Genomic DNA, 14,288 nt, shown 5'->3' on the forward strand with positions numbered 1-14,288 from the left:
GGGCAGACGGCCTATTTCCCAATGAATTTAGGTTTCTCTTTGTTCTGAAATGCTTCCAAAGCTATTCGGTGATCTTCTAGTAGTTGAGTAATATTCTCAAAACTCGCGGCGCGGTCGATGACCGCATTCGCAGTAACTTTTAAACCCGCATTGATAGAGGCTTTGGTCCACTTTATGGCGTGCTTTGCCCCTGAAGCTAGACGCTTAGCCATCTTATTAACGACTTCATCTAGCTCTTCGGCGGGAACCGCCTGGGTAATTAGACCTATGTCGGCAGCTTCCTGACCTTTGATGGCATCACCGGTGAGAAGATAACGCTTTGCTCTAGCGTAGCCGATAAGCTGAGGCCATATGACTGCGCCGCCATCTCCGGCAACAAGCCCGATAGAGACGTGTGGGTCTGCAAATACTGATTCGGGTGTTGCGTAAATGAAGTCGCAAAACAGCGCAAGCGAGCATCCTAAACCTATTGCTGGACCATTTACCTTGGCGATGATTGGCTTTTCTAAATCCAGTAAAGCGTGTTGAATCTTGCGGTCTTTACGAATCGCTTCACTAGTGCTGATTGGGTCGCCATGCATCTCTAGTAACATGTCTAGATCACCGCCGGCACAGAACGAGTTGTTTGAACCCGTTAGTATGATGATATCGACGTCGTCGTCATTGTCTACTTCGTGAAATATTTTGAAAAACTCACCGTGAAGCTTTGCATTAAGCGCATTTTTCACCTCAGGCCGATTTATAGTGATTGTTAAAATGTGATCTTCTTTTGTGATTTTTAGCGCTTCGTAGTGATCGTAATTCATACTGCTCTCCAAATGATTCAGGAATTCTGTGCTTATGAGTTTTCTTCGATGTTGATGTTAATTCCGAAATGCTTACTCATTAGTTCTTTGAGTAAAAACTTCTTAACTTTTCCAGAGTGAGTTGCGGGGAAATTTTCGATAAAGGCGATATATTTAGGTACTTTCCAGCGCGATACGTGTTCACTGCACCAAGCGCGAATTTCAGCAGGGCTTGCATGGTTCTTATTGTTGGTTCGCAGCACAGCGCAGACTTCTTCTCCATATTTTTCATCGGCTAGGCCAATAACGGCTGCGTCTATAACATCGGGATGTTCTAGTAGGTAATTCTCTATTTCGGCGGGGGAAAGGTTTTCGCCGCCGCGAATGATCATTTCCTTCGATCGACCGACGATACTGATATATCCCGATGAGGTCATCTTGGCTAGATCACCAGATTTAAACCAATCGCCCCCATCAAATGCATTGTCGTTGTCAGTCTTTTCACGATAGCCCAGCATTCTGCCCGGACCTTTATAGCAAAGTTCACCCGCTACGTTGTGGGCCACTATTTCACCGCTGGCGTCGGTGATTTTGACGCTGACCCCGCTTAATGGCTGGCCGCTACTTTCCGATTTTGTTTTGGTGTCGTCGCTTACTACTGTTGATGTGGTGACCCCGCAGGTCTCAGTTTGGCCGTAGCAGTTCAGCACTTCGACGCCAAAGTTTTCTTCGCAGCGCTTTATTAAGTAGGCTGGGACTTGGGCGCCTCCCAAGACAATACGTTTCAAACCCGAGAAATCACGTTGGGCAAAAGAGGGGCTTTCTAGCATGGCGGTAATCATTGTGGGTACGCCAATAAACCCGGTGCACTTTTCTTGTTCCAGTATGTCGAGTGTTTGTTCCGCCTTAAAAATATAAAGTGGTAAGGTCGTTGCGCCATTGAGCGCGGCCCCAGGTATAGAGTTGCCCGATCCGCCAACATGGAATAATGGAAAGCCGTGACATACTCGGCTGCCTTCTGTGAACCCCCAGCGCAGGTAGGAACTCTTTGCGGTTGTGGTAATTGCGCTATGCGTGAGCTGAGCGGCTTTGGGTTTGCCTGTTGTTCCCGATGTGTACTGGATCATCAGAATGTCGTCAGGGGCCACTGATGCCAAGTGGGATAGGGCTGGCTCTTTGGCGAGTAGCTCTTGTACTCCCGATGAAAACGAGTACACCCCCCTGAGCGTCGGAACCTGGTCTCTAACCGCGCGGATAATATCTATGAGTGGATTGTCTCCCACCGTATCTGCGTGGAAGATCGCCACTACATCGCTTGCGTTTAAGGCATAGGCTAGTTCAGCTTTTTTATACAGCGGATTGAGTGCAACAATAACTAGACCCGCTTTGGCGAGCGCGTATTCTAGTAGTATCCATTCGGGGTGGTTAGGCCCCCATATTGCGATTTTGTCGCCGGGCTCAAAGCCTTGTGAAAGAATATTTGCTGCTAAACGATCTGCTAAATTATTGAGCTCAAGGTAGGTCCATCTTGTTTCAATGATATTAGGTTGACAGTTGTAGACGACGGCTTCTCTATCGGGCCACAGCGTTGCGCCTTCAGCCAATGCATCGCCAAGTGTTTGCGATAGAACCTCAGCAGGTGGGGAATCTGCGAGCCAAATAGAGTAGTTGGAATCTGGTTTCATGGTTAAGCACGATTTCTTATGATGAATTGGTCGATAGCCCAATAATTACACGGTGTGTAATGGAATAACTTTTTCTGAATAAGAATCGTATGATTTACTCAATTCATATTAAACTCGCATTTAAATGCGAGTTTTTTAGTCGTTAGAAATAGCCGGGGGATCGCCGCTTATAAAAGAAAATATGCGTCATTTTATTGAAGAAAAAGTATTGCAAGACGCCATCAGCTTCAAAGTTTTCTCTTGTTGAGAAGTTTGCTAACAATGGATAGTGTTTCTGCGGAGCGTAGACGATTTGAAAATTCCAAAGCCTCTTCATCAATAACAGCCAGAGTCTGTTGTTGGAGCCTCTTAGTCATGAGTCGTTTTGTTGCCTGTAAGGCAGCGTTGGGTTTTGATGCGAGAATTTGGGCATTTTGATATGCGTATGATAAAAGCTCGTCTGCCGGCAGCGCTTTATTCACAATACCAAGCGAAACGGCGTCGCTGCTGTCGAATTGATCACCAATCATTAGAAGTTCTGTGGCTTTAGCGCGGCCTAATCTTTCCGGTAGGATCATGGTTGATGCGAACTCAGGCACAAGCCCGAGTGACAGAAAAGGCATTTTGAAGGAGCTGGAGTCTGAGGCGTAGATTAAATCGCAGTGCAAAAGCAATGTGACGCCTATCCCAATTGCATTACCGTTTACCGCTGCAATAATAGGCTTCTTAAAGCTGGCTAGGGTGTTCATGAAGTGAAAAGAAGCTTTCTCGTTGTACGGCAGTTCAGCAGAATTTTGGAATGCCCTGATGTCGTTTCCTGCGGTGAAATAGTCACCAGCTCCGGTTAGGATTACGACCTTAATATCCTCGTTTTTATCAGCGTCATTTAATAGTTGAATCAAGCTATCGTACATTGCGTAGCTAAGCGCATTTTTCTTTCGCGCTCTGTTTAATGTGATAGTTAAGATGTTTTCCGAGAACGATGTAAGTATCTCGTTGGGGGTTTCACTGGTTTCATGAGTCATGGTTTTGGAGTCGCACGTTAATATTACGATTTTACTGCGCTAAGACCTTTTATTTTGTAATATAAAATACTACAAAATAAACTCGCTTATTGTGGCGGCTCAACAGTAGCATTTCCCTATCTTATTTTTATGGGGTGTTCTTTGTTCTTAAAATTCTTGGGGGTGTGTGGCTTTGAGGCGGCTAAAACGGCGCTGAGGTTTCCTACTATATCTTACTCCAAATAGTGCAGCGACATGCTGCCGACTATAGCGAATGCCTGCCTGGCACTACTGAGCTGCGAGTCTACTGAATACAGGCATCGTTGAACTCGGTCGGGTCACCCAGCATGCCTCTGGGCGACGGTGGCTGCTCGCCCTGAATATCCTGAACGTTGTATTCCAGAGCTAGCTCGGCGGCATAGTAGACCTTTCCACTGCGGCGCAGCCTTTCGGGATCGCCCCAGAGTGCATCGATAACCCGGCCGGGAAATTCCGGAGATTCAGCCATCGCGACAATTTCCGCGTAGAGTTCGGGGTGTTCAGCAAACACCTTGAGGCTGCGCTCGGTCTTCAGAAGCCCCATCCACAACGATAGCGCGGTCACCCCAAAGGTCGGAAGCCTACTGCCATATCGTGGGCCATTTTATCGACGGCGGCCTTCCCTGCACCGTAGGCCGGGCCGTGCATATAGCAGCGACCGCCGGCAGAAGAGGTATTTACAACTAGGCCAGCGGCGCTTTTTAACAACAACGGCGCGGCAAAATAGCTGGAACGTGCGCCGACATCCAGAATATCTTGCAAGGCCAGCGGCTTCTACCAAAACGGACTTGGCAGGATCAGCCCTTGAGGAACAAGTAAGGCATTGTTGACGAGAATATCCAGCCGACCCTGCTCCTTTTCGATGACAGCAAATAGGGATTCCACTTCCTGATCGTGGCTTTGATCGCAGGCTATTGCCCGTGCAGTGGCGCCGCGCGATTTGATCTCCGCGGCGGTGTTGGCGAGGCTGCCTGGCAAGTCAGCGTCACCCTCTTGCAAAGTACGGCCAGTGATATAGATAACACTGCCGGGCCTCGACAGTGCCAGCGCAATTCCCTTTCCGGCGCCCCGGCTAGCGCCGGTAACGAGAACAACCCGCTCTGCTGTCATCATGGCGCTCCGTTTTCTTTCCGTGGGTACCTAGGTACTTGAATAGTGTAAGCTTCGGATCTTTGGTCATCGTCCTATTCACGTTTTGTAGCGACGTTACTCGGTAAGATATTTCAGTACCATAGAGGACAGTTCATCGATAAATTCGTCCTCGGAAATATCGGAAGGTTGCTTTTCCAAATATCGGATGCAATTACTGGTTATTGCGTTTTCTACAATAAAGAGTGCAGTGCTTAGATCTTTTACCGTTAATTCAATCTGGTGTTGTTTAAGATAGGCAAGATTAGTGACAAAGGTGAAATTCTCTGTGGTTAATTTTGCGTAGGTGTCTTTAAGCCGCGGTACTTGGTAGCGAATACGAAATAATACAAATTCATTTTCTTTGTAAATGGATAGCAGTAGCCGAGTCATAGTTGGAATCATGACTTGGATGGGTTCGGTCATTAATTCCATTAATTTGTCTCGCAGCTCATCTGCGGCTTTTGATACCACGCTTTCGATAAGGGCGTAAATGATAGTCTCTTTGTTAGAAAAATACTGGTAGAGAGTTCCAATACTTACGCCTGCAACATCTGCAATATGATTGGTTGTAAGGTGAGCATAGCCTTCTTTTTCGAGTATTTTTTTTGTTGCATCCATTATGGAGTCAACAGTCATTTGAGCCCTTTCTTGGCTGGGTAGCTTGCGAGCAGCAAAATCCTTAGATGAGTCTTCTGATTTTTTCATAGGGTACTTTGCTCTTAGTTAGCGGTGGTGCTGATATTTTATTTATACTGAATATTACTACAATAAAGCGTAATACCAAATTGTAATATTTAGCGTACCGCTACGAGCTCGGGAGCCAAGTAATTAGAGGCTTTTCGGTTATCCTTGCTTAGTAGAAGAATTGCTGCGCAGAATCTTGTGTATCAACGCAGGTGCTTGTACTGAAGTGCTCTGCTATTGCTTGCTTATTAGGCTATGGGCTTTGTCTATCAAAAGGCTAGGTAGCGTGTACACTGATTTATGTATTGTCGCCTTTTACTAGATTAATCGCTTTGCTTCGCATAGACATCTCCGCGATTTGTATACTGTAGTCGAGGTGTTGTTGGGATACGCCGCTCAGTAGCTCCGTCCACGGTAATGCAGTGTGCGATATTGCAAATAAAGAATATAATTTTCAAATACTTATGATCTTAGCTTAGCGCTTCTGGGAAGTTAAATTCATGTCCCCAAAAGCTTTGTAAGCGGCTGCTTGTTGGCACAAAATTGTCCCAGTCCACCTGCCATCCGTCGCAGCCAAACTCGATTTCGAAGCCTGATGGACTGCGCATATAAAAGGACACCATGCGGTCATTGGTGTGCCTGCCTAGTGACGCAGTGACATGAATGCTATTTGCCTTGCAGCGGTCGAGGGCGTAGCCGACATCGTCGAGACTTTTCACTTCTAGCATCATATGTATCAAGCCTGCGGGATGACCGATTTCAAACAGCGCTAGGCTATGATGGCGGGGGTTATCGCAGTGAAGAAAGTGTAGGCCTTTGGTGGGTGCTGATGGCGCCAGCTCGACATCCATATAGTCGGTCTCTTGAAAGCCCAGTATTTCAGTATAGAACTGGTGGCATTTCGCAAGGCTTGGCGTGGGTAGAACGACATGGCCCATGCCCATATTGCCAGTGACAAATCCAGAGACGCCTTGCGGAGAATTGAACAAGTCATAGTCATTTACGCGGCCGTGGTAGAGCTCTAGTTGATTGCCATCTGGGTCTAGGGTTCGAGCGAGTTCCTTTACGCAGCGACTGTCCGCGAGGTCTTTTCCGCAGCGCTCAACGTGGTGACCCGCTGCTTCGAGATTGGCTATTACGCTGTTGTAGTGCGCCGTGTCTTTTAATTCCCACCCAGCGAATAGAAATCGATCTGTATTTCCCGGGGTAATGACCATTCGAAAGGCGCGATCATCGATTTGTAAGTACAGTTTATCCTCGCCAAGTTTGGTGTTTACCATCACGCCGAGAACCTCGGTAGCGAAGTGGCGCCATTCCTCCAAATTTGTACTTTCAATTCCGATATAGCCGAGACTGGATACTGTCATATTTCTCATCTTGATTGTTTGACGTTGCCGCTGAGTTCGCTTGCTAGGTGCAGTTTGTAAGGTGTTTCACTGCTCTAGCGAATTGCTGTATAGCTCTTAACTTAGGATTAAACACCTTCATTTTAAACTCGCATTTCGGACCTGAGATGGCCTTCGGACATTGGCGACTGCAATTACGGCGTGCTTTAAAAGCTCGCTGGAAGAGGCGGATGCCGGCGGCTTAGAGATGAATTAATTCAGTAAGCTGAGTAAAAAACGAGTGTGAATTGACGTATATGATGAATAGAGTAAAAACTGCTCCCTGAAGTGCTTTTCAAGGTTCAGGCTGGCGCTGATTAATAGAAATAATAATAGCTTTATTACAAAGATAAAATACTGGAGCATCAATGGAAAAGACAACTCGTATTGAGCGAAGAAAGTTTATCAAAGGTGTTGCGGGTGGTACTTTGTTGGCAACAGCACATGTCGGTAGTAGGGCGATAGCAAATGATAAGCAGCTTGTTCGAGCTTGGGATCGCGAAGTAGATGTTGTGGTAATTGGCTCTGGCACCGGCTTATGTGCCGCTTTGGTTTGTAGCAGTGCTGGCAAGGAAGTCATTGTCCTAGAGAAAAATAGCGCCCCAGGCGGCAATACTCTCGTTTCTGGCGGCGTATTATGGATTCCTAACAACCACGTGATGGCGAAGAATGGCATTGCCGACAGTCGCGAACAAGCCATGAGGTATCTTCGTAAGCTAGCTCAGGGTCAGTCGGATGAAGCCTTAATGGAGGCATTTTTGGATAATGGACCGGAAGCCGTCCAATTCATTGAGGCGAATACCGATATTACCTGGCGGGCTACCCAAATACCGGGTATAGACCGAGTATCTGATTATCATCCGGAGTGGGATGGGGCTGTGCTGCATGGCCGTTCCATTGAGCCCGTGACTAATAATACGCAGCATATGGCCGGCGGCCATTTGGTGTCATCTTTACTTGCGTCGGCTCAGAAGGCGGGGGTGAAATTGTTTACCGAGGCGCCCGCTGTGGAGTTGGTGACTCAAACATTGGAGGATGGTAGTAAAAAGATCACCGGTGTTGTTGCTGAGTATCAGGGGCGGCAAATGCGTATCAAAGTGCGCATTGGTGTATTAGTGGCCAGTGGCGGCTTTGAGCGCAATAGTACAATGAAGACCCATTTCTTGCGGGGACCGTCGCCCTATACTTTGGGAACTGAAACGAACACCGGTGACGGTATACGCATGGGTATGGCGATAGGCGCAGATTTACGCAATATGAATGAGATATGGGGCATAACTGTTTATAAGGAAGACGCGGAAGCCAATGGCGCGAGCCGAGGTGGTATTTCCCTCATGGCTCAGTTTGATCGCCGTACCCCGGGAATGATTTGCGTGAATCGGTATGGCGAGCGCTTTTGCAATGAATCCGCTGATTATGATTCTACATGGCGTAGCTACCACACTTGGGAAAATTGGGGGGATTTACGTTACCGAAACTTACCAGCCTTTCATATCTTTGATCACACTAGTCGTGAGCGTTTCGGCATTTTTGGTCGAGACAATTACCAGTCTTTACCAGACTGGATTGTAAAGGCTGACAGTTTATCGGGGTTAGCGAAAAAGCTCGGTATTGATGAGGCCGGTTTAATCACTACGGTAGCGCGTTTTAATAGGGGTGCTCGAAAAGGCCAAGATCCTGATTTTCATCGCGGAGAAAGCGCGTGGGATGTTTACGGCACGGGCGAACCTTCAGTGGTGCTCGCGCCATTGGAGCAAGGACCATTTTACGGGGCTGAAGTGTCACCAGCAGACCTCGGAACTTGTGGTGGTCTTCGCGTTAATCATCACGCGCAAGTCATTGATGTCTTCGACCGACCTATTATAGGACTGTATTGCGCGGGTAATGCCTCGGGTGTCGGTTGTCCGGGAGCTAGCTATGGCGGCGGCGGTGGCACTATCGGCCCGGCTATTACATTTTCTTACATTGCCGGTAAGGCGCTTTTGCGTGCGAGCTAGAATGTCACAAGTACCGTATTCGTCACGGCGTAATTTTAGTCTGTGGTGTAACCGCGTAATGCGCGTTTGACAAAGAAGCGTTCTCTACCTCAGGACTGGGAGCGCTAAAACAGCAGTGATTTAAGGGGCATTATGCAGAGCCTGTAAGGTGTTTTGCCGCAAGGTAGCCAAAGGTCATTGCCGGACCAAGGGTCGAACCGGGGCCTGGGTAGGTGGTGAGTATACCCATTGCGCAGTTACCCGTGGCATATAGTCCGGGTATAGGATCGCCGCTGCTAGTAAGTACCCGTGCTTGTCCATCAATTACCATTCCGCCCATGGTGCCGAAGTCACCGGCATCAAGCTTCATTGCGTAGAACGGTGGCTTAGCGAGCGGCGCCAAACAGGGGTTTGGTTTCACTGTTGGGTCAGAGTAATACCGATCATAGGCGGAATCGCCCCGGCCAAAATCACGATCTTTACCGATTTCCGCGTACTCATTCACTTGCTTAACGGTTTCCGCAAGGGCTTTGGCATCGACGCCAATGGTATTTGCAAGTGCGCTTAGGCTATTTTCTTTAGATAAGAATCCATTTTTAAAATATGATTTTGGAATTAAAAAATCTGGCCACATCTTGCCGGGAAACAGCGGGCCAACAATATAATTTTTGCGGTGAGTGGAATCAAAAATCATGTGGTAAGGTTCGTTTGAGTTACTATCTATATGTTTACTATGGAGCTCTTTAATAAACGACATATAGTTTTGCGATTCATTGGCTATGCGTTTTCCAGATGAGTCAATGACGTAATTCCCTGGTAGCGACTTCTCAAAGATACTCAGGCGTGGATAGCTCTCTCCCGGTACAGATACCGTATTTGTCCACCATGCACTGTTCATAAGGCGAGTGGCTGCGCCGATACGTTTTGCGGCCAGCAAACTGTCACCCGTATTGCACCTGCTGCCGGCGCTCCACTGAGCGTTAGTGGGGCGGGCAAGATGTTCGACACGCAAGTCTTGATTGTGCTCGAATCCTCCAGCGGCAAGGATCACACCCATTTTGGCGCGAATAATCAGAGGTGTGCCATTTCTCTCAGCCCTAACGCCGACAACACGACCGTCTTTAAGAATCAAATCGAGCAATTTAGTATTGAGATGAAGTGGTATATCTCGTTTTAGTAACGATAAGCGTAAGCGTGCAATGCCTGCCGCGCCCATAGTCAGTCTGCGAGACTGCTTGCCCTTTATCCGCATGGGAATGTCGAGAATGTATTTGATAAACTCCCTGGCAACGATTGTTAACCACCCAGGAAGTTGGCCCATTAGCAAATGCAACTCCTGCTGAGTAAATTGTAAGCGATCAAATACTTTGATCATTGGATTCGGTGCGTTTTGATATCGAAATTGTTCACCGAGATCTGAAGTTCTTATCGGTGCTGGCTCCATTGAGCGGTGGCCAAATTTGGCGCCCGTGGCGCTAGAAAAATAGTCGGGGTATTCAGCAAGACTTTCATATCGAACATCACTATTCTTATGCAGAAAGTCGATCATTTCTGGAGCGTATTTCAGGTAAGTGCGTAACATCTCATCGCTGGTGTCTTCGCGTGGGATGGTTTCGCGAAGGTAGCTGAATGCTTCATCTAGCGAATCTGCTGCGCCCGCAGCCTTAGCATACCGATTACATGGAACCCACACGCCGCCACCTGACATTGCACTGGTGCCACCGTAGCATTTGTCCTTTTCGATAATCATCACACTTTCGGCGCCGAGAATATGGGAGCTCAGTGCGGCGGTCATACCACCATTTCCACTTCCGACTACCAGTACGTCAACTTGAATATCTTTCATATCGACCTTCTTCCTAGAGCATTTGTTATCACATGGTCGTAAATACGGCAATTATTCTGATTTTTCTAAGGCGGCGCTGTGGCCAGCGCGGCGACCAGAATAGACGCAGTCGGCTAGCGATAGGCCGCTAACATAGGAGTTTGAACAGATGCCAACTGCGCTTCGGCCCGCGGCAAACAAGCCGCTTATACTATTGCCATTAACATCTAATACCGCGCCTGTCTGTTCATTCACGCTAAGCCCCCCCAGTGTTATTGCAAAGCATGGCACCCGCCAGTTCTGCAAGGAGATATCAATAGCATAGAAGGGACTCTGCTCGATAGCTTGAACAAAGTCAGTCGATTTGTGATACCTGTCTTTTCCAGCAATAGCATCTGAATTGTAATTGCCGATAGTGCTTTGAAGTCGCGGAAAATTAATCCGACACTTGCGCGCTAAGCTATTTAGTGTGGTCGCTTTCGTTGAGGAAATACTTAAGAATAGTCGCGCTGGTGCCCATTGGAATAATTGCATCTTGCTTATTCGGGTTTCCGCACTTGCTTCAGCCATCATTCTTTTGTCGAGGATTAGATAGGCGCGCTTGCAACCACTTTCTAAAATGCGATCAGCTGCCGTGGCGCCATAGAGATCTTCGTTGCATATCCGCTCACCTTTCTCGTCGACAATAACACCTTTTAGCATTGTATTTGGTGGTGCGAAAAAACGCCAAGCAGAGACCTTGTCCATGTGCTGTACTTGGCCGCCAGCACTCACGCCTAAACTGATTCCCTTGCCTATACAATCCTCGCCCAGCGGGCGCGCAGGAGTATAAGAAGGTGCTAGTTTCTGTACTAAATGGCGATTATAAATATATCCACCGGCGCTTAATATAGCGCCCTTGCGCACTCTTAGAAATTTCGTTTTCCCACTGCGGCGCAATCCGTGGACTAGTTTTCGAATTAGCGTTCCTGCTTTAGGCTCAAGTACGGCAAACTTATTCGCTAGCCGGTTCACTGCTCTTATTATGGCTTGAATAATCTTATTGTCCGGAGCTTGTAACAACTCGATTCCCACCAAGCGATCTTGTTGATCTAGAATTAGTCGGGTGACTTCGCAGTGTTGTTTTATCTCAATATTATTTTGCTGCTGAGCAGATTGATTTAGAGATTCGAAGAGTACGCGACCGGTGAATCCTTTGCCTTTAACACGGTGGCCGCGACGGGCTGGTGTGGCGATATCTCGGTAGGGTGATGCGAGTTCGTTGCCAGAGTAGTAAAGAAAATAGTTTTCGGGCGGGTATGATGTTTTTTCGCTATACGGCGTGCTGTCAAAATTGACACCGTATTTTTCCAGCCACGCTAGATTTGGAATACTCTGTTCGCAAAAATGGCGAAGGGTCTCTTCGGACACTGCGCCTTGGGCTTCTTGGCGCAAATAGTTCATCATATTTTCAACACTGTCTTCGACGCCTGCTTGGCTCTGATAAGCGGTACCGCCTCCGGCGTAGATGATGCCTCCACTCAGCGCGCTTGCGCCGCCGCCATTAAGGCGATCGAGTACCGTCACCTTAACTCCCAGAGAGCTGGCTTCAAGTGCCGAACACGCACCGGCAGCACCGTACCCTATCACTGCGACGTCAGTGGTATCGTCCCAGTTAATATCGTTACAGTGCTGAATTCGGTATGAGGTGCTAACCTGGGATTTCAATGTATCGAGTATATTTTTGTTATTGATGCTCATGCTGCCGGAGCCCTTCCGAAGTAACTTATTGATAAAATCTTAGTTAGTGATTTTTTGCTAGCATTTGCTTGCTATTCACGGGCTTCAGAAACTTGCATTTCTGCTTATTCTATTAGGCATTCGCTTTGGCCATTTCCATCGCTACGTCTTCGATAAGGTCTTCCTGGCCGCCAATAGCTTTGCGTTTTGCCATTTCCAAAAGGATGTTTTGAGACGGCACGCCGTATTTTTTGCTGGCGCGCTTGGCGAAGAGTAGGAAGGAAGAGTAGACCCCCGCATAGCCTAGAATGAGTGAGTCTCGATCTACGCGAATTGGATGATCCATCATAGGTGTCACGAGGTCTTCCGCAACGTCCATGAGCTTGAAAAGGTCTACACCCACGTCAGCACCGAGACGATCAAGCGTTGCGGCGAACACCTCAAGAGGTGTGTTACCCGCACCGGCGCCGAGGCCCGCTGCTGATCCGTCGACGCGATTTGCCCCTGCTTCTAGCGCCGTCAATGAGTTTGCGACACCCATGCCCATATTGTGGTGACCGTGAAACCCAAGTTCGGTGCTTGGGTTCAGCTCCTGACGTAGAAGTTGGATTCTGGCGCTAACGTCGTCAGGCAGCATATAGCCTGCAGAGTCTGTGCAGTAAATACAGTTTGCGCCATACGACTCCATTAGTTTGGCTTGCTCAAGGAGTGCTTGCGGAGAGATCATATGTGCCATCATTAGAAAGCCAACCGTATCGAGTCCCATTTTTCGAGACAGCCCAATATGTTGTTCGGACACGTCTGCCTCTGTGCAATGGGTAGCCACGCGAATTGTACCGACACCACAGTCTGCCGCCATCCTTAAATGCTCTACCGTGCCGATACCGGGCAGAAGCAAGGCGGAAACCCGAGCGCATTTCATCTTGGGAACAACCGCATTTAGATACTCTTGATCGGAATGCGCAGGGAAGCCATAGTTGACTGACGCACCGCCAAGCCCATCTCCGTGAGTGACCTCAATAATCGGAATACCCGCAGCATCAAGACCAGTTGCGATATCTACCATCTGCTGTAGGCTGATTTGATGGCGTTTTGGGTGCATACCGTCTCTTAGGCACATATCGTGAAGGATGACTTTTCTACCTTTTAAATTCATTGCTTAAGCCTATACTTTTATGATTTATTTGAAGTGGATTGCTTAAAGACTAATTGCGCGTACATCTCTGCTGTTCTTAACGCCGCTGCTGTCATGATGTCTAAATTTCCTGAATACTTCGGAAGGAAATCCCCTAAGCCTTCAACCTCCATAAAGCAAGTGACTCGATTTTCGTCAAAGATGGGCCCATTCTTGAGCCTGTATCCTGGGACGTATTTTTGAACTTCGGCGACCATTTCCAGTACTGACGCGGTGATTGCATCTCGATTGGGCGTATCGCTGGTGAGGCAGTGAATGGTGTCCCGCATAATTAGTGGCGGCTCAGCAGGATTGATCACAATTATTGCCTTGCCTACTTTAGCACCGCCAATTGCTTCGATTGCGCTGGAGGTGGTACGCGTGAATTCGTCAATATTTTTTCGGGTACCAGGGCCGACAGACTTAGATGAAACCGTTGCTACGATTTCACCGTAGTCGACGGCTTGTACGCGACTGACTGCAGCAACAATGGGGATTGTTGCTTGGCCACCGCAAGTCACCATATTGACATTGCTTTTATGGCCTTCATTTATTAGGGTTTGCAGATTAACTGGCGGAATACAAAAGGGACCGATTGCCGCAGGCGTTAAATCAATCATCATTGCGCCTTGCTCATTTACTAATGTCGAGTTCCTGGCGTGTGCGTATGCCGAAGTCGCATCAAAGACGATGGTAATCCCGTCATCTTTCATTCTAGGAATCATACCCTCGACGCCATCGGTGGTGACTTTTAAGCCAAACTCTCGCGCGCGCTGAATGCCGGCGGAGTCTTCAATTCCCACCATCCATACTGGCTCAATCCATTGGCTTCTTAGTGCTTTTAGCAACAAGTCGGTACCGATATTTCCAGGGCCAATAATAGCGGCCTTTAGTTTACTCAT

11 protein-coding genes and 1 pseudogene are annotated in these 14,288 nt (G+C 47.9%); 1 reads left to right on the plus strand and 11 read right to left on the minus strand.

The window, feature by feature from the left end; genetic code table 11:
* Positions 1-11: 11 nt before the first annotated feature.
* From ABD836_RS15270 to ABD836_RS15300, 7 genes and pseudogenes are all read right to left on the minus strand, one after another.
* A complete protein-coding gene (locus tag ABD836_RS15270) occupies positions 12-806 on the minus strand; it encodes an enoyl-CoA hydratase/isomerase family protein (RefSeq protein ID WP_344937623.1) in 795 nt (264 codons plus the stop codon).
* Positions 807-838: 32 nt separating this feature from the next.
* Positions 839-2,470, minus strand: coding sequence for a class I adenylate-forming enzyme family protein (locus tag ABD836_RS15275; protein ID WP_344937625.1), 1,632 nt, complete (start codon positions 2,468-2,470; stop codon positions 839-841).
* 227 nt (positions 2,471-2,697) lie between these two features.
* Positions 2,698-3,474: an enoyl-CoA hydratase-related protein gene (locus ABD836_RS15280; RefSeq protein ID WP_344937627.1), complete on the minus strand. Its 777-nt coding sequence runs from the start codon at positions 3,472-3,474 to the stop codon at positions 2,698-2,700.
* Between the two features lie 283 nt (positions 3,475-3,757).
* A complete protein-coding gene (locus ABD836_RS15285; protein ID WP_344937629.1) occupies positions 3,758-4,057 on the minus strand; it encodes a Rossmann-fold NAD(P)-binding domain-containing protein in 300 nt (99 codons plus the stop codon).
* Positions 4,054-4,605 (minus strand): annotated as a pseudogene (locus ABD836_RS15290) (SDR family NAD(P)-dependent oxidoreductase). Before ABD836_RS15290 ends, ABD836_RS15285 begins: the two are co-directional and overlap by 4 nt.
* A 93-nt stretch (positions 4,606-4,698) precedes the next feature.
* Positions 4,699-5,328: a TetR/AcrR family transcriptional regulator gene (locus tag ABD836_RS15295; RefSeq protein ID WP_344937631.1), complete on the minus strand. Its 630-nt coding sequence runs from the start codon at positions 5,326-5,328 to the stop codon at positions 4,699-4,701.
* A gap of 449 nt (positions 5,329-5,777) precedes the next feature.
* Positions 5,778-6,674: a VOC family protein gene (locus ABD836_RS15300; RefSeq protein WP_344937633.1), complete on the minus strand. Its 897-nt coding sequence runs from the start codon at positions 6,672-6,674 to the stop codon at positions 5,778-5,780.
* A gap of 386 nt (positions 6,675-7,060) precedes the next feature.
* Between ABD836_RS15300 and ABD836_RS15305 the strand changes: the two genes are divergently transcribed.
* On the plus strand, positions 7,061-8,689 hold the full coding sequence (locus ABD836_RS15305) for an FAD-dependent oxidoreductase (protein ID WP_344937635.1): 1,629 nt from the start codon (positions 7,061-7,063) through the stop codon (positions 8,687-8,689).
* Positions 8,690-8,819: 130 nt separating this feature from the next.
* Here ABD836_RS15305 and ABD836_RS15310 read toward each other — a convergent pair whose 3' ends face one another.
* The 4 genes from ABD836_RS15310 to ABD836_RS15325 form a co-directional block, all read right to left on the minus strand.
* On the minus strand, positions 8,820-10,514 hold the full coding sequence (locus tag ABD836_RS15310; RefSeq protein ID WP_344937637.1) for an FAD-binding protein: 1,695 nt from the start codon (positions 10,512-10,514) through the stop codon (positions 8,820-8,822).
* A gap of 51 nt (positions 10,515-10,565) precedes the next feature.
* Entirely contained in the window at positions 10,566-12,233 is a 1,668-nt protein-coding gene (locus tag ABD836_RS15315) for an FAD-binding protein (RefSeq protein WP_344937639.1), read from the minus strand.
* 112 nt (positions 12,234-12,345) lie between these two features.
* The gene (gene dmpG / locus ABD836_RS15320; protein ID WP_344937641.1) at positions 12,346-13,368 is read right to left on the minus strand and encodes a 4-hydroxy-2-oxovalerate aldolase; all 1,023 of its coding nucleotides are present in this window, start codon (positions 13,366-13,368) and stop codon (positions 12,346-12,348) included.
* A gap of 17 nt (positions 13,369-13,385) precedes the next feature.
* Positions 13,386-14,288: an acetaldehyde dehydrogenase (acetylating) gene (locus tag ABD836_RS15325; RefSeq protein WP_344937643.1), complete on the minus strand. Its 903-nt coding sequence runs from the start codon at positions 14,286-14,288 to the stop codon at positions 13,386-13,388.

Source organism: Zhongshania borealis (assembly GCF_039539625.1).
GTDB classification, from domain to species: domain Bacteria; phylum Pseudomonadota; class Gammaproteobacteria; order Pseudomonadales; family Spongiibacteraceae; genus Spongiibacter; species Spongiibacter borealis.